The organism is Xanthomonas sp. D-99, from assembly GCF_017746145.1.
Lineage (GTDB): Bacteria > Pseudomonadota > Gammaproteobacteria > Xanthomonadales > Xanthomonadaceae > Xanthomonas > Xanthomonas cissicola.
In genome coordinates, this window is the sequence record NZ_JAGHWU010000055.1 from 38188 (window position 1) to 59892 (window position 21705).

Sequence of the window (21705 nt, forward strand, 5' to 3'; positions counted from 1 at the left end):
GTGGTTCATCCCAGACCGATTCCACCGCATCAGATCAGTGGCAAAAATCGCCCAGGCCACGCACCAGCGCCGCGCGATGCAGCGCATCCAGCTGCCACTGCTCTGCGTAATGCGCAGCGGCGCGCGCGGTGCTGGCCGGGCAGTCGGGCGCGCTGCGCGCGGAGGCCACATCGGCCAGCGCATCGAGCAGTTCGCCCTGCAGTTGATCCAGGCGAGCGCGCAGCGCGGCGAGGTCCGGACGTGCGGTATTAGGCGCGCGTCCGCGCTCGTGCCAACGGTTGAGCAGCGCGTACTGCACCGACTTGTTGGCCTCGATTTGCGCGCCAAAGAAACGCGCCGCGTCGTCGGCATCCAGCCCATGCGCCGGCGCCTGATCGCGCACGCTTTGCAGCACAGCCGCCTCGCGCGCCTGATCCAGCACCGGCTTGCCGCTGTCCCACTTGCTTAGCGCTACCGCGTCGCCAATGGCATTGCGCTGCACGACGCGGTCCATCAACAGATCCAGCGGCGGCTGGCTGCGCGCCGGCAATGCGCACCCCAGCAGTCCGGCGGCCAACAGGCCGCTCACCATGTAAGCGCGAATGCCATCGATCGAACGGGTCATGCCACCTTCCTCAACGTGCCGGGATAACGTTGCCATGCACCGCTGCCGTGCCGCGATGCGCCAAGGCACGCAGTGTGCCTGCCGCGCGCTGTGGCGGATTCGCGCAGCCGCACGCGGCGCTCCAAAAACGAAAACGCCGACACGATGGCCGGCGTTTCGAACTTCTGATCTGAGATGAACTTGCAGCTGTCGGACGTGCACACCCACCCTGGAGGCGGGCAGGCCACCGCTTAGTGCTTGAGGTTGCGACGCAAGCGCTCCAGCGCCTGCAACTGCACTGTCGCTTCGGCCAGCTGACGCTGTGCCTCGGCCACGTCCACCGTGTTGCCACGGTTGGCCAGCAGCCGCTCGGCCTCTTCCTTGACCTTGCGCACGGCCGCCTCGTCGATGTCCTGCGCACGCACCGCGGTGTCGACTAGAATGGTCACCACCTGCGGCTGCACTTCCAGGATGCCGCCGGAAATGGCGAAGTCCAGCTGTTCGCCATTGGCGGTGGTCACCACCACCTTGCCCGGCTTCAGGCGCGTGATCAGCGGCGCGTGCTTGGGCGCAATGCCCAGCTCGCCCAGCTCGCCGGTGGCCACGACCAGCGTCGCCTCACCGTGGAAGATTTCCTTCTCGGCGCTGACGATGTCGCAACGGATAGTGCTCATTTTGCCTCACTCTGTGAGGCGGGGATTGGGGATTCGGGATTCGGGATTCGCAACCGCAGCTTTCACTGTGGTCACTTACCTCGTTTCCGCTCCCCAATTACCGCCGTACCTAATCCCGAATCCCGAATGCCGAATCCCGGCTCTTACGCCTTGGCGCTCATCTTGTTGGCTTTCTCGACGGCTTCTTCGATGCTGCCGACCATGTAGAACGCCTGCTCCGGCAGGTGGTCGTATTCGCCGTCGCAGATTGCCTTGAAGCCGCGGATGGTGTCCTTCAGCGAGACGTACTTGCCCGGGGAGCCGGTGAACACTTCGGCCACGTGGAAGGGCTGGCTGAAGAAGCGCTCGATCTTGCGTGCGCGCGACACCGACTGCTTGTCTTCTTCGCTCAGCTCGTCCATGCCCAGGATGGCGATGATGTCCTTCAGTTCCTTGTACTTCTGCAAGGTCTGCTGCACGCGTTGGGCGGTGTCGTAATGCTCGTGGCCGATCACCAGCGGGTCCATCTGGCGGCTGGTGGAGTCCAGCGGATCCACCGCCGGGTAGATACCCAGCGAGGCAATGTTACGGCTCAGCGTGACGGTCGAGTCCAAGTGGGCGAAGGTGGTCGCCGGCGACGGGTCGGTCAGGTCGTCCGCGGGCACGTACACGGCCTGGATCGAGGTGATCGAACCGCTCTTGGTCGAGGTGATGCGTTCCTGCAGCACGCCCATCTCTTCGGCCAGGGTCGGCTGGTAGCCCACGGCCGACGGCATACGGCCGAGCAGCGCGGACACTTCGGTACCGGCCAGCGTGTAGCGGTAGATGTTGTCGACGAACAGCAGCACGTCCTTGCCCTTGCCGCTGGCGTCCTTCTCGTCGCGGAAGTACTCGGCCATGGTCAGGCCGGTCAGCGCCACGCGCAGACGGTTGCCCGGCGGCTCGTTCATCTGGCCGTACACCATCGCCACCTTGTCCAGGACGTTGGAGTCCTTCATCTCGTGGTAGAAGTCGTTGCCCTCGCGGGTACGCTCGCCCACCCCGGCGAACACGGACAAGCCGCTGTGCGCCTTGGCGATGTTGTTGATCAGTTCCATCATGTTGACGGTCTTGCCGACGCCGGCGCCGCCGAACAGGCCGACCTTGCCGCCCTTGGCGAACGGGCACATCAGGTCGATGACCTTGATGCCGGTTTCCAGCAGTTCGGTGCTGGACGACTGGTCTTCATACGACGGTGCGCCGCGATGGATTTCCCAATAGTCCGAGGCCTGCACGTCGCCGGCTTCGTCGATCGGGCGACCCAGCACGTCCATGATGCGGCCCAGCGTACCGGCGCCGACCGGCACCGAGATGGCGCGTTCGGTGTTGGTGGCGACCAGGTTGCGCTTCAGGCCGTCGGTGGAGCCGAGCGCAATCGTGCGCACGACGCCGTCGCCGAGCTGCTGCTGCACTTCCAGGGTGATTTCGGTGCCGTCGACCTTCAGCGCGTGATACACCTTCGGCACTTCATTGCGCGGGAATTCGACGTCGACGACCGCGCCGATGATCTGAACGATCTTGCCCTGACTCATTTTGCTGCTCCGGTTAGCTTTGTTCTGTCCGAGTGGCCGATGCCATCTCGTGGAATTTTGTGATTTGGGATTCGTGATTGGGGATACGCAAGAGTGCAATTCGCTGCGCTCCAACCAATCCCGAACCCCAATCCCGGCGGTACTTATACGGCCGCTGCGCCGCTGACGATTTCCGAAATTTCCTGGGTGATCGCCGCCTGACGTGCCTTGTTGTAGACCAGTTGCAAGGTGCCGATCATCTTGTTGGCGTTGTCGCTGGCGGCCTTCATCGCCACCATGCGCGCGGCATGTTCGGAGGCCACGTTTTCCAGCACGGCCTGGTACACCAGCGACTCGATGTAACGCGTCATCACGTGCTCCAGCACGCTGGCGGCATCGGGTTCGTACAGGTAATCCCAATCGTGATGCGCCACCTTGTGCTCGGCGGCCGGCAGCGGCAGCAGCTGATCGAAGCTGGCCTTCTGCGTCATGGTGTTCACGAAGCGGTTGTAGACCAGATACACGCGGTCCACCTTGCCTTCGATGAAGGCATCGATCATCACCTTGATCACGCCGATCAGCTGCTCCACCTGCGGGCTGTCGCCCAGATGGGTCACGCTGCCGACCATGTTGACCTTGATGCGACGGAAGAACGCCGAGGCCTTCTGGCCGATGGTCACCACGTCGATCTCGGCACCCTGCTCCTGCCACGGGCGTACTTCGCCCAGCATCTTGCGGAACAGGTTGTTGTTCAGACCGCCGGCCAGGCCGCGGTCGGACGAGATCACGATGTAACCGACCCGCTTGACCTGCTCGCGCTCGATCAGGAACGGATGCTGGAAATCGGTGCTGGCCTGCGCCAGATGCCCGATCACCTGCTTCATTGCCTGCGCATACGGACGCGAGGTCTTCATGCGCTCTTGCGCCTTGCGGATCTTGGAGGCCGAGACCATTTCGAGCGCGCGCGTCACCTTGCGGGTGTTCTGCACGCTCTTGATCTTGGTTTTGATTTCGCGTCCGCCTGCCATTGCTCGCTCGCTTCGCTCGTGGGATTCGGGATTGGTGATTCGGGATTGGCCAAAGCCCCCGACGTCACCTCACCTGCAAATCCCGAAATACTGAATCTGGAGATCCAACGTGGTGATCAAGAGCGGTCAAGCCCTCAGATCACCGCCTTTACGAATCCCGAATGCCCAATCTCGAATCCCGGCGCCCTTACCAGCTGCCCGTGGTCTTGAACTCTTCGATGCCCTTCTTGAAGCTGGCTTCGATGTCGTTGTCCCAACCGCCGGTGCTGTTGATCTTGGAGACCAGCTCGCCCTGGGTGTTGGCGAAGTGCGCGTGCAGGCCTTCTTCGAACGCCAGCAGCTTGTTGACCGGCACGTCATCGAGGTAACCCTCGTTGACGGCATAGATCGACAGCGCCTGGTTGGCGATGGACATCGGCGCGTACTGCTTCTGCTTCATCAGCTCGGTGACGCGCTGACCGCGCTCGAGCTGCTTGCGGGTGGCTTCGTCCAGGTCCGAGGCGAACTGCGCGAACGCCGCCAGCTCGCGGTACTGCGCCAGCGAGATACGGATGCCGCCGGACAGCTTCTTGATGATCTTGGTCTGCGCTGCACCACCGACGCGCGACACCGAGATACCGGCGTTGACGGCCGGACGGATACCGGCATTGAACAGGTCGGTTTCCAGGAAGATCTGGCCGTCGGTGATCGAAATCACGTTGGTCGGCACGAACGCGGACACGTCGCCGGCCTGCGTTTCGATGATCGGCAGCGCGGTCAGCGAACCAGTCTTGCCGGTCACCGCACCGTTGGTGAACTTCTCCACGTATTCCTCGGACACGCGCGCAGCGCGCTCCAGCAAACGGGAGTGCAGATAGAACACGTCGCCCGGGTAGGCTTCGCGGCCCGGCGGGCGCTTGAGCAGCAGCGAGATCTGACGATAGGCCACGGCCTGCTTGGACAGATCGTCGTACACGATCAACGCGTCTTCGCCGCGGTCCATGAAGTACTCACCCATGGTGCAGCCGGCGTAGGGGCTGATGTACTGCATCGCGGCCGATTCGGACGCGGTCGCAGCCACCACCACGGTGTGCGCCAGCGCGCCGTTTTCTTCCAGCTTGCGCACGATGTTGGCCACGGTCGAGGCCTTCTGGCCGATCGCCACGTACACGCACTTGATGCCGGTGCCCTTCTGGTTGATCACCGCATCGATCGCCAGCGCGGTCTTGCCGGTCTGACGGTCGCCGATGACCAGCTCGCGCTGGCCACGGCCGATCGGAATCATCGCATCGACCGACTTGTAACCGGTCTGCACCGGCTGGTCGACCGACTTACGCCAGATCACGCCGGGCGCAACGCGCTCCACCGGGGCGGTCTGGGTGGCGCCCAGCGGGCCCTTGCCGTCGATCGGCTCGCCCAGTGCGTTGACCACGCGACCCAGCAGCTCCGGGCCCACCGGCACTTCCAGGATGCGGCCGGTGGTCTTGGCCACGTCGCCTTCGCGCAGGCTTTCGTAGTCGCCCAGCACCACGGCGCCGACCGAATCGCGCTCCAGGTTCAGTGCCAGCGCGAAGGTGTTGTTCGGCAGTTCGATCATTTCGCCCTGCATCACGTCGGCCAGGCCGAAGATGCGCACGATGCCGTCGGACACGCTGGTCACGGAGCCTTCGTTGCGCGACTCTGCGGACAGCTTGACCGCCTCGATGCGGGTCTTGATCAGGTCGCTGATTTCGGAGGGGTTGAGCGTGGTTGCCATCGTTCAGTCCTAGGTGCCGGCCGCGAGGGCCGTGCGTTTATGTGAATTCAGTGGGCGAGCGAGCTTTGCAGACGCGCAAGCTTGCCCTTCAGCGAGCCGTCGATGACCACGTCGCCGGTGTCGATCACCGCGCCGCCGATCAGCGACGCATCGACTGCGGTGGTGATGTCCACGTCGCGGCCGAAGCGCTTCTTCAGCGCAGCAGCGATCGTGTCGAGTTCGGTCTGGCTCATTGCAGCAGCCGAGGTCACCGTCGCCTTGACGACATGCTCGGCCTCGGCACGCAGGTGTTCGTACAAGCCTGCCACTTCCGGCAGCAGCGACAGCCGCTGCGCATCGGCCAGCACGCCGAGGAAACGCAGATAGTCCTCGCCCGCCTGCGGCGGGGCCAGCAGCGTCACTGCCTGTTCCTGGCGCAAAGCCGGGTTGAGCAGCAATGCGGCCACGCGCGGGTCGCCGGCCACCTGCGCCGAAAACGCCAGCGCGTCGGACCAGGGCGCGAAGTTGCCGCCCTCACGCGCGATCGCAAACGCGGCACGGCCGTAGGGACGGGCAAGGGTGAGGGCCTGACTCATCGCTTAAATCTCCGCCGCCAGCTCGTCGAGCAGCGCCTTGTGGGCGTTGGCATCGATTTCGCGCTTGAGCAGCTTTTCTGCACCGCTGACGGCCAGCACCGAGACCTGCTTGCGCAGCTCCTCGCGGGCACGCGTGGCGGAAGCGTCGATTTCGGTCTGCGCCAGATCCTTCTGACGGTTGGCTTCGGCAATTGCCTCCAGCTTGGCCGCTTCGATGATCTGGTTGGCGCGCGCATGGGCCTGATCGATGATCTCGTTGGCCTTGGTGCGTGCGTCCTTCAGTGCTTCATTGACCTTTTCCTGCGCCTGCGCCAGATCCTTCTGACTACGGTCGGCCGCAGCCAGACCTTCAGCAATCTTTTGCTGACGCTCTTCGATCGCCTGCAGCAGCGGCGGCCAGATTTTGGTCGCGACGATCCAGATCAGACCGGCGAAGGCCAGCGCCTGGGCAAAGATGGTAAGGGTGATATCCATGGGTCGCTCAATCGCTGTTTAGGGGTGAAAGCGCCACCGCGCGGCGGCGCTTTCTGACCTTCATCCGCGGATGCAACCGCCGAGGGCGGCATCCACATCCTGCTACCGCTGGATCAGCCGGCAGCCTGCGACAGACGCTCGATGAACACCTGGGCCAGCGGGTTGGCGAAGGCGAACAGCAGGCCGACAGCGACGCTGATGATGAACGCGGCGTCGATCAGGCCGGCGGTGATGAACATACGAACCTGCAGCACCGGGATCAGCTCCGGCTGGCGCGCAGCCGATTCCAGGAACTTGCCAGCCATGATGGCCAGACCGAGGCCGGCACCCAGCGCGGCCAGGCCGATCATGATGCCGACGGCGAGGACGGTGGAGCTCTGGACTTGAGCGAGGTTGGTCAGGACGGCGAGGTACATGGTGATCTCCGAACGAAAGTTTCTAAGGGTGATGGATGAAGCGGAATGAAGCAGATGAAGGGTGACGCAAACTCAGTGACTGTCTTCGGCCAGGCTCAGATACACGATCGACAGCATCATGAAAATGAAGGCCTGCAGCGGAATCACCAGCAGGTGGAACAGCATCCAGCCCAGGCCGAATGCGCCGCCAGCGACCATGCCGGCAATGCCCGCACCGCCCAGCACCCAGATCAGCAGGAAGACGATCTCGCCGCCGAACATGTTGCCGAACAGTCGCATCGCCAGCGAAATCGGCTTGCTCAGCCATTCGACGATGTTCAAGAGCAGGTTGAACGGCATCATCCACTTGCCGAACGGCGCCGTCAGGAATTCCTTGGTCATGCCGCCCACGCCCTTGGAGCGCAGCGAGAACACGATCATCAGGAAGAACACGCTGATCGACATGCCCAAGGTGGCGTTGACGTCGGCGGTCGGCACCGGCTTCCAGGCGTGCACGCCGGCCCAGCCCAGCGGGATGGCGATGAAATCGGCCGGGATCATCTTGATGAGGTTCATCAACAGGATCCAGAAGAAGATGGTGATCGCGATCGGCGTCACCAGCTTGCTGCTGCCGTGGTAGGTGTCCTTGGCCTGGCGATCGACGAACTCCAGACAGATTTCCACAAATGCCTGCCACTTGCCCGGCACGCCGGCCGTGGCATTGCGGGTCGCCGTCCAGAACGCCAGGACCATGACCAGACCCATCAACACCGCCATGATCAGGGTGTCGAGGTGGATGGTCCAAAACGTGCCGCCACCATCGCGAACCGGAAAGATCAGGTTCTGCAAGTGATGCTGGATATAGGAGGTAGGTGTTGCTGCCTCGCCCGCCATGTGTCCGGAGCCCTTTAAGTTCGAATCAACGCCTGGCCAGAGCCAGAACCTGAAAAATCAGCCCGATGGCGATACCCGCCAACAAAGCCAGAGGAGGCAGCAGCCACAGGCCGAAGCCGAGCGCCAGCGCCACGAAAACCAACACCCACTTCAGCACCATCGCCAGAATCAGCCGCACCATGGCGATGCCCGCTGCCTGGATACCGCCACCTAGCGCGGTACGTGCCGCAACCCAACCGCCCAGCACCGTCGCAAACCCGGTCAATGCCAGACCTGCAGCGTAACGGGGACCGACCAACAGCAACCCCAGACTGGTTATAGCTACGGCAGCAAGCGGATATACCGCAGCGCGCAGCATCAACCGCCGACCCGCGTCAACGGAGTTCAGCACTACGGTTACCTTACGTGTGAATGAGTGGGAAGCGCAGTTGCGCCTCGTCGAGCCGCGAAAGTATAGCAATGGGACAAATTGCGAGACAACCGGCAGAGGTCATCGCTTGCTGCGATGCACCACATGGCGGCCGCCGCGGCGGGTGGGAACTTTGCCACAAACCGGCGGTCAGAACTTGCGAGGCCTGCACATCCTCGTCGAAAGGTACCGCCGCAGGCCGCGTCTAGGAGCCCTGGGAAACCGGGGCTCCTGCTTTGGTACGCACTTGTCGCACCCTGCGACCTTCCCATCGACGGTCCAATCGAGTCCTTGGCTCGCATGGCCTGCAGACGGCCTTGGCAGCGACGCGCCACCCATCCGTGACCCGACCAAAGCGTTAGCGCAACGCGGACCGTTTTGTCCGATTGCTATGGCTGCCTTCACACTGATTGGACAGCTTCTTCACTTTTGAAAGACGCGCACTTATCGACCATGCGCTGCACAGGCCGAACCGCCTGACCATTCTAAGAATTCGGAGCTCCCATGAAACACCTCCTCGCACTGGCGATCCCGTGCGTGCTGGCCGTCGCCTATGTCGCGCCCGCACACGCCGAAGACACAGATGACCGCTTCCAGCTCCGCCTTGGCGCGATGAATGTCGACAACGACAACACCCTGCGCGGCAACACGCTGCTGGCTGGCAACAACGTCTCGGTCAACGAAGACTTCAAGCTGGGCGGCAAGGAATGGGAGCCGCGCGTGGATGGCGTGTTCCGTATCAGCACCCGTCAGCGCCTGATCTTCGATTACTTCAAGTACGACAAGGATCGCCGCGAGACCCTGAGCCAGGATCTGAGCGCCGGTGGTGTCACCGTGCCGTCCGGTAGCTTCATCAAGGGCGAGCTGAAGTACCAGGTCGCCACCCTGGTGTACGACTACTCGGTGATCGATTCTCCGGAATTCAGCCTGGGCCTGCAGATCGGTGCCGAGTACGCCAAGGTCGAGGCAAACGCGTATGCCGACCTGGGTAGCGTATTCTCCGGTGACGTGCTGGACGAAAGTGAAGATGGCGCCGCGCCGGTGGTGGGTATCCGCTTCACCGCACGTCCGAGCGAACATTGGCTGTTCAATGTGCAGGGCCAGTACCTCAACACCAGCTGGGGCGATTTCGGCGACTACGACGGCGACCTGAGCCGCGCCAACGCAATTGCCGAATACCGCTTCACCAAGAACTTCGGCATCTTCGCCGGCTACGACTGGTTCAAGCTGGACGTGGACCGCGAGGGCAGCGACGGCCTGGTCGGCCTGAAGCAGGAATTCAAGGGCCCGGTGGCGGGCGTGACGTTCGCGTTCTGATTCTTCGGGACCCGGAATCCGGGACCCGAAAAGCAGCTTCATGCAGAACCCCGCAGCGATGCGGGGTTCTGTCGTTTAACGGGTGCGTGGCACCGACGCGGCGGCAGCCAGATGGCAGCAGCAGACACACGCTCAGGGCGGCTTGGTCGCACCCGCTACCAACAGATGCTGGTGCGTGCTGCAGTAGCACTCGTCGTGCCAACCGTAGTGCGGATCGGTACAGATCGCGTGCTGCACCGTCGCCGGCAGCGACGCCACGTCGCTGCGCAAGTCGCGCTTGAGCGAGACGAACACCGAGCCAGGGTGTGGCCAGTCGGTCCGCCGTGGCGGCTCGGCGACACGGTTGCCGCTGGCCAGTTCGCGCTGCAGCAGCGCCTGCAGTTCGGGACACAGATTGCCCTGCCCCACGGCGACCTCCCTGCGTCGCGTCATTACCGCGGCGACCGTAACACCCGTGGCGGCACGGTCGTGCGGAGCGAGGTCACTTCTTCTTGGGGATGTACAGATCGGTGATGGTGCCATCGTAGACCTCGGCGGCCATGCCGACCGACTCGCTCAGGGTCGGATGCGCGTGGATGGTGTGGCCGATGTCTTCGGCTTCGGCTCCCATCTCGATCGCCAGGCCGATTTCGGCCAGCAGGTCGCCGGCATGCACGCCGACGATGGCGCCGCCGATCACGCGATGGGTCTGTTCATCGAAGATCAGCTTGGTGAAGCCTTCCGTACGGCCGATGCCGATCGCGCGGCCGCTGGCGGCCCACGGGAACTTGGCCACGCCGACCTTCAGGCCCTTGGCCTTGGCTTCGGTTTCGGTGACGCCGACCCAGGCGATTTCCGGGTTGGTGTAAGCCACCGACGGGATCACCCGCGCCACCCATTCCTTTTTCTCGCCGGCAGCCACTTCGGCGGCCAGCTTGCCTTCGTGAGTGGCCTTGTGCGCCAGCATCGGGTTACCGACGATGTCGCCGATGGCGAAGATGTGCGGCACGTTGGTGCGCATCTGCCGATCGACCGGAATGAAGCCGCGCTCGGTGATGGTGACGCCGGCCTTTTCCGCGCCGATCTTCTTGCCGTTCGGGCTACGGCCCACGGCGACCAGCACGCGGTCGTACGCGGTGGCCTGCAGACCGGGCTTTTCGCCTTCGACAGCCGCCTCGAAGGACACCGTGATGCCGCTCTTGTCGGCCTTGACGTCGGTGGCCTTGGTCTTGAGATGAACCTCGACGCCCTGCTTTTTCAGGCGGTCGGCCAGCGGCTTGACCAGGTCCTTGTCGGCGCCCGGCATCAGCTGGTCCATGAACTCGACCACGGTGACCTTGCTGCCGAGCGCGCTGTACACGGTGGCCATTTCCAGGCCGATGATGCCGCCTCCGACCACCAGCAGGGTCTTGGGAATGTCGTGCAGCTCCAGCGCGTCGGTGGAGTCCATCACGCGCTTGTCGTCCCACGGGAAGTTGGGCAGCTTCACCGCCTGCGAGCCGGCGGCGATGATGCAGTGCTCGAAGCGCAGCAGCTGGGTCTTGCCGTCGTCGCCGACGATTTCCAGCTCGTTGGGCGAGACGAAGCTGGCCACGCCGGTCACGGTGCGCACCTTGCGCTGCTTGGCCATGCTGGCCAGGCCGCCGGTGAGCTTGCCGACCACTTTTTCCTTGTACTCGCGCAGCTTGTCCAGGGTGATCCTGGGCTGACCGAAGTCCACGCCGAAGTCGCCGGCATGGGCCACTTCATCGATCACCGCGGCGGCATGCAGCAGCGCCTTGGACGGGATGCAGCCGACGTTGAGGCAGACACCGCCCAGGCTGGCGTAGCGCTCGATCAGCACCGTGTCCAGGCCCAGATCGGCCGCGCGGAACGCTGCCGTGTAGCCACCGGGGCCGGCGCCGAGCACCACCATCTTGCATTCGATGTCGGCCGGCTTGCCGCTGGCCAGTGCCGGCTTGGACGGCGCCGGTTCGGCCGGGGCGCGGTGCGACGGCGTTACCGGCGACTTGCTGCCCGGGGCGGCGGTAGGCGCTGCAGCGGCCGGGGCGGCTTTGGTCTCGGCCTTGGCTGGCGCAGCGGCCTCGCCTTCGGTTTCGAGCAGCAGTACGAGCGCGCCTTCGGAGAGGGTGTCGCCGACCTTGACCTTGAGTTCCTTGACCACACCGGCGGCCGAGGACGGCACTTCCAGCGTGGCCTTGTCCGATTCCAGCGTGACCAGGCCCTGGTCCTTGGCCACGCTGTCGCCAACGGCGACCAGCACTTCGATGACGGGGACATCGCTGTAATCGCCGATGTCGGGAACCTTGATTTCAATGACCGCCATTTGCTTCTCCTGTAGCTCAACCGGCCGTGCCGGCAAGCGTCTGCTGGAGTTCATCCAGCGACGATTCGATTTGGGTCCAGCGCTTGTCGCGCTTCTTTTCCTTGCCTTCGCTGGCTTCGATCAGCAGCGCGGCCTGCTTCAGCAGCAGCTCGCCGGCGCCGCAGCTGGGGCGAGCGCCGCTGTAGCGCACGCCATCGACCTGGAACGAGAGCACTTCGCCCTCGCTCACCGGCGCGGTGCGTCCGTTCGGTGCGAGCTGGGCCAGCGTGTTGGTCCAGTTGCTGACCAGGCGCTTGGCCAGGGCCGCCGGAATCGGGATCTCGACCGTTTCCGGGGTCTGCTCGGTGCGGAACTGCACGCTGCCGCGGTCGGTCTGGCTGACCCAGCTGTAGACGCGCTCGTCGGCGCGGCTATGCCGCAGGGTCCAGTCGGCGCCCTCCTTGCCCGGCACCAACGACACGGCGCTCTCCACGCCACGTGTGGGCAGCGTCAGCAACGACAAGGCCGGCTTGGTGCCACCATCCAGCAGCGTGGTGACGGCAGTGCCGTAGTTGCCCACGGCCGGCGGCCAGCCGCGGCCGAGCGTGCTCTCGCATTCGCGTGCGGCCGCGGTTGTCCACGGCAGCACGCCGAGCGCGGCGATGGTCAGCAGCGCGGCCCTCACAGCAGGACGCGACGCATGTCGGCCAGCACCTGGCTGAGATAGGTGGTGAAACGGGCTGCCAGGGCGCCGTCGATGACGCGGTGGTCGTAGCTCAGCGACAACGGCAGCATCAGCTTCGGCGCGAACTCCTTGCCGTTCCACACCGGCTGCATCGCCGACTTGGACACGCCCAGGATCGCCACTTCCGGCGCATTGATGATCGGCGTGAACGCCGTGCCGCCGATACCGCCGAGCGAGCTGATCGAGAAGCAGCCGCCGCTCATGTCGGCCGGGCCGAGCTTGCCGTCGCGCGCCTTCTTGGCCAGCTCGCCGCTTTCCTGCGCAATCTGCAGCACGCCCTTCTTGTCGACATCGCGGATCACCGGCACCACCAGGCCATTGGGCGTATCGGCCGCAAACCCGATGTGGAAATACTTCTTCAGGGTGAGGTTCTCGCCGGCCGCATCCAGCGAGGCGTTGAACTCGGGGAACTTCTTCAACGCCGCGGCGCTGGCCTTGATCAGAAACGCGAGCATGGTCAGCTTGATGCCGGCCTTCTCGTTCTCTTTGTTGAGCGCCACGCGCAGGGCTTCCAGGTCGGTGATGTCGGCCGATTCGAACTGGGTGACGTGCGGAATCATGGCCCAGTTGCGCGCCAGGTTGGCACCGGAAATCTTCTTGATGCGCGACAGCGGCTGGGTTTCGGTTTCGCCGAACTTGCTGAAGTCCACCTTCGGCCAGGCAAGCAGGTTGAGGCCATTGCCACCGCCGGCCGGCGCAGCACCGGCTGCGGCAGGTGCGCCACCGCTGAGTGCGGCCTTCACAAAGCGCTGCACGTCTTCACGCGTGATGCGGCCGCCCTTTTCGCTGCCCTTGAGCTGGTTCAGGTCCACGCCCAGTTCGCGTGCGAACACGCGCACCACCGGGCTGGCGTACGGCACCTTGGACGGCAGCACGCTGTCGGCGTCGAAGGTCACCGGCGGGCTGCTCGGGTTGCCGGCCGAGGGCTGTCCACCCTGCGCTGCCTGCGCACCTGCACCGGAACGCGCACCCTGCACCTGCGCGATTTCGCGCTGGGCCAGCTTGTCCGGCTCGGCCGGGACGGCAACCGGCTCGACCTTGCCCGCGGTTTCGGCGGTGTCGGTGGTGGGCTTGGCCGGCGACTGCGCCGCACCGGCGCCGCCGTCGGCGGCTGCAATGATTGCCACCACATTGCCCTGCGAGAGCGTGTCGCCGACCTTGACCTTGAGTTCCTTGACCACGCCGGCGGCCGAGGACGGGACTTCCATCGTGGCCTTGTCCGATTCCAGCGTGACCAGGCTCTGATCCTTGGCGACGGTATCGCCCACGGCCACCAGCACTTCGATCACCGGGATGTCGGTGTAATCGCCGATATCGGGCACACGCGCTTCGATCAGGCCGCCGCCGTCCGAGGAGGCCGCAGGCGCAGCAGATTCGGCCTTGGCAGCCGGTGCCGGGGCGGCGGCGGGCGCAGCCTTGGCCGGTGCGGCGGGCGCGGCGGCAGCGGCGGGCTTGGCGGCATCGGCGCCGGCATCAGCCACTTCGATCAACGCCACCAGCGCGCCCTGCGAGAGCGAATCGCCGACCCTGACCTTGATCTCCTTGACCACGCCAGCCACCGACGAAGGCACTTCCATGGTGGCCTTGTCCGATTCCAGCGTGACCAGGCTCTGGTCCTTGCTGACCGTATCGCCGACGGACACCAGCACCTCGATTACCGGGACGTCGCTGTAGTCACCGATATCGGGGACAAGTGCTTCCTTGATTTCGGCCATACGGGGAACTCCGGCAACAGAATGGGGAAACCCCTATTGTGGCCGGCTGCGGGCCGCAGCGCCAACCATTGCCGTGCAAAAAATCGCGCGCCAGGCAGGATGCAGCGTCCGCATGCATGTGCACGCCGATCATTTTGCTGCGCGTCGATCGACCCGCAACAGTTGCAGTGGCTCGCCCGACGGCAAACGATACGCCAGCGCATTGTCCAGCCCATCGAGCGCTTCCAGGCGCTGGCACAACTGCTGCGCGCGCGGCCGCAATGCACGCGCCTGTGGCTCGACCAGGCGCTCGACGCGCGCCTCCATGCCATCGAGCGAACGCAGCTGCACGTCATTTCCGGTGATTGCGGACTGCACCGCACCGGCCACCACATCGCCGATCAGCTGCGGCAGCAGCTCGGCGACCAGCGCGCCGATGTCGTCGTCGATATCGATCGGGGTCAGCTGGCTTTTGCTGAAGCTCTGCTTCAAGCGCACATCGATCTTCTCGCGCACGTTTGCCAGCTGCGCGCGCGTGGCGTCCGGGCTGCGACTGAAGCCGGCGGCCACCTCACCCAGTGCGGTGATTGCGATATCGGCCGCTTCGCGCCCGACTGCCTGCGCCAGTGGAACCACATCGCGGGTCTGGCGCTCGAACTCAATCAGGCGGGCGCGATCGTCTGCGCTCAATGCCACCCAGCGGTCGTCGACGAACAGAGCGCCCTGGCGCATCACCAGCCGCTGCGGCGTGCCTGATTCGCGGATCAGGATCAGGCTGCGTGCGTTGAGCGTGAGGTCGTAATCGCTGTTGACCTCGCAGTGCAGGTCCTGGTCCTTGGCGGCGGCCACCCCTGCGCCGCTCAACAGCCCGAACAGCGCAGTTGCTGCCATCGTGATTGCGTGTTTGATTGCCATCTGGCCACTCCGTTGTGGGCTGGCTGCAGCATGCCCGTACCTCTGGCACACAGGCCTGTGCCGGAGGCTGGCATGACTTCTGGCCACTGGCCGCCACGCGCGCAGCGCAGGTGTCGACAGCAGGCGGGCAGCATGCATCAACCATCAGTGCGCGGCACCGCGACAGCGGCGTGGTTCGCTGCCACGCTCGCATTCCATACCGACCCCGCGTCGTCTTACCTCGGCTAGCGCACCGCATCGCACAGGGGTTGCCAGGCTGCCGCCAGCCGCGGCAGCGACCAGGCGGCATTGGCCGGGCTGGTGGATGGCAACGCGACGACTGGCAGCGCGCACAGCTGCGCCGATAGCAGCGGCTGGACATGCCGGCGCCAGGCCTGTGCTGCCGCAGTGCCATTGCAGGCCACCATGCGCAGCTGCGGCAGCGTAGCCAGCAACGCGGGCAGCGGATTGACCACGATGCTCGCCGCCACAATGGACGTATCCAGACTGCCGCGCCGCTCGCATTGGCCGATGACATCCCACAGGCCCACGCGATGGTCGAGCAATGCTTGCAAGCGCAGTGCATAGCTTGCGGCCGTATCAATGCCCAACAGGGCATGCATCAGCGGCCAGAAACGATTGCGTGGATGTGCGTAGTAACGCGCGGCTTCCAGTGATGCGACACCGGGCATCGAACCAAGCAGCAACACCCTGCAATCGCTGTGAATGTGCGCTGGCAAGCCTCGGCTGACGTGTTTTTCCGTCACGGCAATCGCATCTGCGTGAATGTCTTTTTCAGACTGCATGACGTAACGGCGGCCTTCTTGGGGCAATTCATGAACAAACGAAATTTTAGCGGGCCCTAGGTGGGCGTGGATTCAGATTTTTAGGAATAGTTTTGGCGCGGCCCACTCCACGGGCCTAACAACAATACGAGGAGACCCTCATGCGTTCCATTTCCATCCTTAGCCTGGCTGCTGTATCTGCACTTGCGATTGCACCGTCCGCGTTCGCGCAGGACACCACCTATACCGGCGACACCTCCTCGACTTCTTCCAGCACGCTGTCCACCGGCGGCGATACCGCCTCCGGCAAGCATTGGGCCGTGGTCGGTGGCGTGGCGCTGCTGAACCCCAAGAACAACCCGGCTCCGGGCCTTGACGTCGATGGCGGCCCGGCACCGACGCTGAGCGCCAGCTACTACATCAACGACAACTGGGCCGTCGAACTGTGGGGTGCAGCCGACAAGTTCAATCACCGTGTCAACGCCGATGGCGTGGGCAAGGTCGGTACCGTCGAGCAGCAGCCGATCGCCATCAGCGGTCAGTACCACTTCGGCGAAGCCGACAACGTGTTCCGTCCGTTCGTGGGCGTGGGCTACTACGAGTCGAACTTCAGCAACGAGAAGATCGACGCAGCGTCGACCACCGGCGATCACGTGGGCCTGAGCACCGCCAAGGGCGTCATCGGCACCGTTGGTGTGGATATGAACATCAACTCCACCTGGTTCGCACGTGCCGACGCCCGCTACATGCGTTCGCGTCCGGAACTGCGCGTGGGTGGCCAGGGCACCGGCAGCGAGCTGGAACTGGATCCGTGGACCGTTGGCTTCGGCATCGGTGCGCGCTTCTAAACACACCGCTGCCCGTCAGGGCTTTGGTTGAACAAAAACGGGCCGAAAGGCCCGTTTTTTGTGCGTAGTGCCAGATGCGGAAATTGCGATCCGTTAAGACCGAGCTCTGAGGTGCTGTGCCAGCCCTCCACGTGCGCATGCGCATAGTGACGTGCCTAGGTGTACCGGCTTTGCTTCAGCGCGTCTCATGCATCTGTGACTCCATGCACCTGCATGCGTCGAACACGATCACCTGGTGCACTCTCAAACGCACTCACCGCCAATACACGCTGCCGCGCAGACGGGCGCTGCGCCAGCGCCACCACAGCAAGGTGGCATAGGCGAGCGCGTAACCGAGCAAGACGCCGGCAGCGCCGAGCAGGCTGGCATGACTGAGCCACCCTTCGGTTGGCCAGGCGACACCCTGCCAGGCGCTACGCCAGCCCTGCACCAACCCGGCGATCACCCGCACCACGACCAACGCGGTCAAGGCCAACACCAGCCACAGGTTGGGCCGGTAAAACAGCCCTTGCGTGGTGCGTTCGAAGCGGGTCAGGCGCAGCGCCAACGCCCCGAGCGCCAACCCGCAGGCCCAGCCGAATGCGGCGTGGCTGATCGCGCCGGGCCAGAACGCCGCGGCGATCAAGCTGAAGATCGCAAACAGCACGCTGGAGATACCCGCCGACACCAGGTTGATCATCAGCAGCCAGCCACGCGCCTGACGACGTGAAGTCCCCATGCGAAACCGCTGCAGCAGCGACAACGGGAACACCACCACGAACACCGCCAGGGCAATGATGACGGCCAGCGGGATGGCGAGCAGCAAAGGCATTGAGTGAGTGCCAGAGAAAGATGGCCGATGACGCTACTACGCGGAGGTGCAGCGGCGCGTGTTCGGCCCATCGATTCCCATCCGCGGCGCAGCGCACGCGCTCGACTGGGGGGCGTGGCAGCTTGAGAAGCGCTGAAAGGATCGAGCGCATCCTGCCGAAAATCTGCAACGACCATACAGACATCGTTGCCACGTTAACGCAGAGCGGCGATCTGCATGCCGTTTAGCAAGGACGGAACCCCCGCCTGGCGAGCTGAAACTGGATGGGTGGGACTGTTGACCTCGGTACCGGCGCGCGCCTCCAAACGATCAAAATCCCATGCTCGAAAAAAGGTCCTGCGGATCGGTTTTCTTCGATGCAGAACACTTCGTTTTCCAGACCCATCGGTTCGGCAGCGGGCGCGCCTTCATGCAGGGACGATGCGAGGATCGATACGTGTATCGCCGACGATCCTGATTCCATGAAGCCGGCTTCCATCAGACCCGACACATCCACCAGCACCGCCTACACTGCGGAGCCGCCGCCTTCGGCCGATCCAGCCGACGGGATTACGGCATGGCCTGCGCCCCATCCCGACTGCCAGGGGTTGTCACGCCAACGACCCAGAAAGCGTGTTGCCGACACCGCGGGCGATTGCGATGGCGCACGGGCCGGCAGCCATGCACGCCCATGTCGCAGCGACGCATTCGCCATCCCGGACGGCTTTACGCGGGAGCAGATCCAGCCATTTCACGATCTGGAACGACAATACGCCACGCTGTTCCAAACACCCCATGTCTGCGCAGTCCGGTCCGCAGGCGATATCCAAGCCAGCCGGACAATGGATGTGGAGATGGACGAATGTGCCGTCATCAATCTCGCGCACGATGGATTTGATTCGATCGGCACGCACGGCTTGTCTTCATGCGTCTGCATTTGTGCGAAAGGGAAGAATCCTCGCGGCCACGACATCCTGGGCCTGCTGCATTATTCCGGAATACAGGATGCACAGGATGCGCTTTCCGAAATCCGGGACGATATGCAGGAAGAAGGCGTGCAAGAACCCGAAATATTCCTGGTAGGGGGCATGATCTCCAACCAAGACGAGCTGGGCAGCTTCGAAATCGAGAGAGATCTGCTGGCGCTGCAGCCCTCCTTCAATATTGTGGGCGCCAAGCTTCACCCCAGTATGAGCGATCGCAATGGCGAGGAAAATGCCATCAACCTGGTCATGACGGCCAATGGCATCTTCTAACTACAAGTCGTGGTGAGGACGCCTCGATGCCAAGGCGCCGCCTGCACTCAAAACGCCGGCAGCACCGCGCCCTTGTACTTCTGCTCGATGAAGGCTTTCACTTCCGGGCTGGTCAGTGCTTTGGCCAGTTTCTGCACGCGCGCATCGTCCTTGTTGTCGGCGCGGGCCACCAGGAAGTTGACGTACGGCGAATCCTTGCTTTCGATCGCCAGCGCATCGCGGGTGGGATTGAGCCCGGCGTCGAGCGCGTAGTTGGTGTTGATCAGCGCCAGATCGACCTGGTCCAGTACGCGCGGCAGCATGGCCGAATCGAGTTCACGGAATTTGAGGTGCTTGGGGTTCTCGACGATGTCGCGCTGGCTGGACAGCGCGTTGCTCGGGTCCTTGAGTTTGATCACCCCGGCCTTGTCGAGCAGGATCAACGCGCGGCTGTTGTTGCTCGGGTCGTTGGGGATCACCACGTCGGCACCGGTGGGCAGTTCGGACAGCGCCTTGAAGCGGCGCGAATAGGCACCGAACGGCTCGATATGCACGCCGACGACGGTGACCAGCTGGCTCTTGCGGTCGCGGTTGTACGCATCCAGATAGGGCTCGGTCTGGAAGTAGTTGACGTCGATCTGCTTCTGCACGACCTGGTCGTTGGGCTGCACGTAGTCGTTGAACACCCGCACATCGAGCTTGACGCCCTGCTTGGCCAGCAGCGGTTCGACCACCTCCAGGATTTCGGCATGCGGCACCGCCGTGGCGGCCACGGTCAGGGTGTCGCCGCCGCTGCTGCCAGTGCCGCCGCCACAGGAGGCCAACGCCAGTGTGGCGGCTGCCAGGAAGGAACGAAACGCGAATGTGCTCATGGAGGAATCCGTGGGAGGAGGAATGCGGACCTGCCGCAGGCACTCAACCTAGCAGAGCCTGCGTGCGACGGCGATGCATCGGCGCGGCGCGATGCGGGCGGCGCGATGCGGCTGTTGGCCGCCCGACCCGCCCAACGGCCGCGCACCGACTCAGCGCCGGCTGTAATGCGCCACCAGGCGGTCGCCCAGCATCTGCAGCACCTGCACCAGCACCAGCAAGGCGATGACCGTGATCAGTGCCACGTCCGAGTGCGAGCGCAGGTAGCCCTCGCGGTAGGCCACATCGCCCAGGCCGCCGGAACCGATCGCACCGCCCATCGCGGTGAAGCCGATCAGCGCGATGGTGGTCACGGTGGCGCCGGCGATCAGGCCGGGGCGCGCTTCGGGCAACAGCACCCGCAGCACCAGCTGTCGGGTGGTGGCGCCCATTGCCTGGCTGGCCTCGATGATGCCGCGGTCGACCTCGCGCAGCGCGGTTTCCACCAGGCGTGCGTAGAACGGCGCGGCGCCAACCACCAGCGGCAGGATTGCGCCGCGCACGCCGAGCGAGGTGCCCATCAGCATCAGCGTGAACGGGATCATTGCGATCATCAAAATGATGAAGGGCACCGAGCGCAACAGGTTGATCAGCGCCGCGAGCGCGCCGTACAGCACCGGGCGGCGGCGCAACTGCGGCGCCCCGCACAGGAACAGCGCAACGCCCAGCGGCAGCCCGATCAGCAATGTCAGTGGCAACGCGCCGGCCAGCATCAGCAAGGTGTCGAGGGTGGCCTGGCCGATATCGCCCCACTTGGCGGCATCAAGATTGCGGAAGAAACCGCCGGCGGCGGCAACGATCGGGGTCATACGCGCAGATCCTCCACCTGCACGCCGGCGGCGACGAAACCGGCGCGTGCTGCGTTTTGGTCGCCGCCGGTCAGGGCGACGATGAGCTGGCCGTAGGGCGTGTCCTTGATGCGATCCACCCGCCCGGACAGGATGTTGTAGTCCACCCCGGTTTCGCGGGCGATACGGCCCAGGACAGGTTCGTAGGTGCCGTTGCCCAGGAAGGTCAGCCGCACGATGCGCCCGCCGACTGCGGCGAAATCGCGATGCAGCTCCGCTTCGTCCACATGCTCGGCTTCGGACACGAAGCGCCGGGTCGTGACGTGTTTGGGATGCAGGAACACCTCGGTGACCGGGCCGGTTTCCACCAGCTTGCCGGCGTCCAGCACCGCGACGCGGTCGCAGACACGGCGGATCACATCCATCTCATGGGTGATCAGCACGATGGTCAGGCCCAGCTCGCGGTTGATCTGCGCCAGCAGCTGCAGCACCGAGGCGGTGGTCTGCGGGTCCAGCGCGCTGGTGGCTTCGTCGCACAGCAGGATCTGCGGCCGGGTGGCCAGCGCGCGCGCAATGCCCACGCGCTGCTTCTGCCCGCCCGATAGTTGCGCCGGATACTTGTTGGCGTGTTCCTGCAGCCCGACCCGGGCCAGCAGCTCGGCCACGCGCGCATCGATCTCGGCACGCGGCGTGCCGGCCAGTTCCAGCGGGAAGGCGACATTGCCGGCCACAGTGCGCGAGGACAGCAGGTTGAAGTGCTGGAAGATCATGCCGATACGGCGGCGCAAGCCACGCAGGCCCTGGCTGTCCAGCTCGGTAACGTCCTCGTCGCCGATCAGCAGACGGCCGCCACTGGGCTCTTCCAGCCGGTTGATCAGCCGGATCAGCGTGGATTTGCCGGCGCCGGAATGGCCGATGATGCCGAACACCTCACCGGGGCCGATCCGCAGATCGAGCGGGTGCAGCGCCACGATCTGGCGACCGTCGACGGAATAGGACTTGTGCAGGCGCTGAAACTGGATCACCGCGCGTGGCCGGTTGGGTGGTCGTGAAGCCTACCAGTCAATGTTTGTTGCCGGGAGTCGGGATTGGGGATTGGGGATTCGAAAGGGCCACGGCG

General features: G+C 64.4%; 23 protein-coding genes. 3 read left to right on the plus strand and 20 right to left on the minus strand.

Annotated elements, in window-relative coordinates; genetic code table 11:
* Positions 1 to 34 precede the first annotated feature (34 nt).
* From J7360_RS16880 to J7360_RS16925, 10 genes are all read right to left on the minus strand, one after another.
* On the minus strand, positions 35 to 604 hold the full coding sequence (locus J7360_RS16880; protein WP_007963079.1) for a chorismate mutase: 570 nt from the start codon (positions 602 to 604) through the stop codon (positions 35 to 37).
* 230 nt (positions 605 to 834) lie between these two features.
* On the minus strand, positions 835 to 1257 hold the full coding sequence (locus tag J7360_RS16885; protein WP_003484011.1) for a F0F1 ATP synthase subunit epsilon: 423 nt from the start codon (positions 1255 to 1257) through the stop codon (positions 835 to 837).
* A gap of 143 nt (positions 1258 to 1400) precedes the next feature.
* Positions 1401 to 2807, minus strand: a complete 1407-nt coding sequence (gene atpD, locus J7360_RS16890; RefSeq protein WP_057658950.1) for a F0F1 ATP synthase subunit beta — start codon at positions 2805 to 2807, stop codon at positions 1401 to 1403.
* 143 nt (positions 2808 to 2950) lie between these two features.
* Positions 2951 to 3814: a F0F1 ATP synthase subunit gamma gene (gene atpG / locus J7360_RS16895; RefSeq protein ID WP_007963084.1), complete on the minus strand. Its 864-nt coding sequence runs from the start codon at positions 3812 to 3814 to the stop codon at positions 2951 to 2953.
* 187 nt (positions 3815 to 4001) lie between these two features.
* The gene (gene atpA / locus J7360_RS16900; protein WP_003484004.1) at positions 4002 to 5549 is read right to left on the minus strand and encodes a F0F1 ATP synthase subunit alpha; all 1548 of its coding nucleotides are present in this window, start codon (positions 5547 to 5549) and stop codon (positions 4002 to 4004) included.
* A gap of 47 nt (positions 5550 to 5596) precedes the next feature.
* Positions 5597 to 6124, minus strand: a complete 528-nt coding sequence (locus J7360_RS16905; protein ID WP_007963088.1) for a F0F1 ATP synthase subunit delta — start codon at positions 6122 to 6124, stop codon at positions 5597 to 5599.
* A 3-nt stretch (positions 6125 to 6127) separates the two neighbouring features.
* Complete coding sequence (locus J7360_RS16910) at positions 6128 to 6598, minus strand: F0F1 ATP synthase subunit B (protein WP_003483999.1); 471 nt, start codon at positions 6596 to 6598, stop codon at positions 6128 to 6130.
* 113 nt (positions 6599 to 6711) lie between these two features.
* The gene (gene atpE / locus J7360_RS16915; RefSeq protein WP_002814105.1) at positions 6712 to 7014 is read right to left on the minus strand and encodes a F0F1 ATP synthase subunit C; all 303 of its coding nucleotides are present in this window, start codon (positions 7012 to 7014) and stop codon (positions 6712 to 6714) included.
* A gap of 72 nt (positions 7015 to 7086) precedes the next feature.
* Positions 7087 to 7887, minus strand: a complete 801-nt coding sequence (gene atpB / locus J7360_RS16920) for a F0F1 ATP synthase subunit A (protein WP_057658954.1) — start codon at positions 7885 to 7887, stop codon at positions 7087 to 7089.
* 25 nt (positions 7888 to 7912) lie between these two features.
* On the minus strand, positions 7913 to 8278 hold the full coding sequence (locus J7360_RS16925; protein ID WP_081027460.1) for a hypothetical protein: 366 nt from the start codon (positions 8276 to 8278) through the stop codon (positions 7913 to 7915).
* A gap of 522 nt (positions 8279 to 8800) precedes the next feature.
* On the opposite strand from J7360_RS16925, the gene J7360_RS16930 reads away from it, so the two are divergent.
* Complete coding sequence (locus J7360_RS16930) at positions 8801 to 9613, plus strand: hypothetical protein (protein ID WP_007963092.1); 813 nt, start codon at positions 8801 to 8803, stop codon at positions 9611 to 9613.
* 132 nt (positions 9614 to 9745) lie between these two features.
* On the opposite strand, the gene J7360_RS16935 is transcribed toward J7360_RS16930, so the two are convergent.
* From J7360_RS16935 to J7360_RS16960, 6 genes are all read right to left on the minus strand, one after another.
* A complete protein-coding gene (locus J7360_RS16935; RefSeq protein ID WP_022560021.1) occupies positions 9746 to 10045 on the minus strand; it encodes a hypothetical protein in 300 nt (99 codons plus the stop codon).
* Positions 10046 to 10094: 49 nt separating this feature from the next.
* Entirely contained in the window at positions 10095 to 11918 is a 1824-nt protein-coding gene (lpdA, locus tag J7360_RS16940; protein WP_057658958.1) for a dihydrolipoyl dehydrogenase, read from the minus strand.
* 16 nt (positions 11919 to 11934) lie between these two features.
* Positions 11935 to 12582, minus strand: coding sequence for a hypothetical protein (locus J7360_RS16945; RefSeq protein ID WP_089095913.1), 648 nt, complete (start codon positions 12580 to 12582; stop codon positions 11935 to 11937).
* On the minus strand, positions 12579 to 14357 hold the full coding sequence (locus tag J7360_RS16950; protein WP_057658960.1) for a dihydrolipoyllysine-residue acetyltransferase: 1779 nt from the start codon (positions 14355 to 14357) through the stop codon (positions 12579 to 12581). The genes J7360_RS16945 and J7360_RS16950 overlap by 4 nt, the downstream gene beginning before the upstream one ends.
* Positions 14358 to 14486: 129 nt before the next feature.
* Positions 14487 to 15251: a DUF2884 family protein gene (locus J7360_RS16955; RefSeq protein ID WP_007962078.1), complete on the minus strand. Its 765-nt coding sequence runs from the start codon at positions 15249 to 15251 to the stop codon at positions 14487 to 14489.
* Positions 15252 to 15475: 224 nt separating this feature from the next.
* Positions 15476 to 16036 (minus strand): DNA-deoxyinosine glycosylase, encoded by a 561-nt coding sequence (locus tag J7360_RS16960; protein WP_057658962.1) that lies wholly within the window; start codon positions 16034 to 16036, stop codon positions 15476 to 15478.
* Positions 16037 to 16176: 140 nt separating this feature from the next.
* On the opposite strand from J7360_RS16960, the gene J7360_RS16965 reads away from it, so the two are divergent.
* Positions 16177 to 16863, plus strand: a complete 687-nt coding sequence (locus tag J7360_RS16965) for an OmpW family outer membrane protein (protein ID WP_022560027.1) — start codon at positions 16177 to 16179, stop codon at positions 16861 to 16863.
* Between the two features lie 253 nt (positions 16864 to 17116).
* Here J7360_RS16965 and J7360_RS16970 read toward each other — a convergent pair whose 3' ends face one another.
* Complete coding sequence (locus J7360_RS16970; protein WP_057658964.1) at positions 17117 to 17674, minus strand: hypothetical protein; 558 nt, start codon at positions 17672 to 17674, stop codon at positions 17117 to 17119.
* 461 nt (positions 17675 to 18135) lie between these two features.
* Here J7360_RS16970 and xopAK point away from each other — a divergent pair, with 461 nt between their 5' ends.
* Entirely contained in the window at positions 18136 to 18909 is a 774-nt protein-coding gene (xopAK, locus tag J7360_RS21445) for a XopAK family type III secretion system effector (protein ID WP_244667824.1), read from the plus strand.
* Positions 18910 to 18956: 47 nt separating this feature from the next.
* On the opposite strand, the gene J7360_RS16980 is transcribed toward xopAK, so the two are convergent.
* The 3 genes from J7360_RS16980 to J7360_RS16990 form a co-directional block, all read right to left on the minus strand.
* Positions 18957 to 19760, minus strand: coding sequence for a MetQ/NlpA family ABC transporter substrate-binding protein (locus J7360_RS16980; RefSeq protein ID WP_057658969.1), 804 nt, complete (start codon positions 19758 to 19760; stop codon positions 18957 to 18959).
* A gap of 150 nt (positions 19761 to 19910) precedes the next feature.
* Positions 19911 to 20606, minus strand: a complete 696-nt coding sequence (locus J7360_RS16985) for a methionine ABC transporter permease (protein WP_057658970.1) — start codon at positions 20604 to 20606, stop codon at positions 19911 to 19913.
* Positions 20603 to 21610 carry a methionine ABC transporter ATP-binding protein gene (locus tag J7360_RS16990; protein ID WP_057658971.1) on the minus strand — a complete coding sequence of 336 codons (1008 nt, stop codon included), beginning with the start codon at positions 21608 to 21610 and terminating at the stop codon, positions 20603 to 20605. Before J7360_RS16990 ends, J7360_RS16985 begins: the two co-directional genes overlap by 4 nt.
* Positions 21611 to 21705 lie beyond the last annotated feature (95 nt).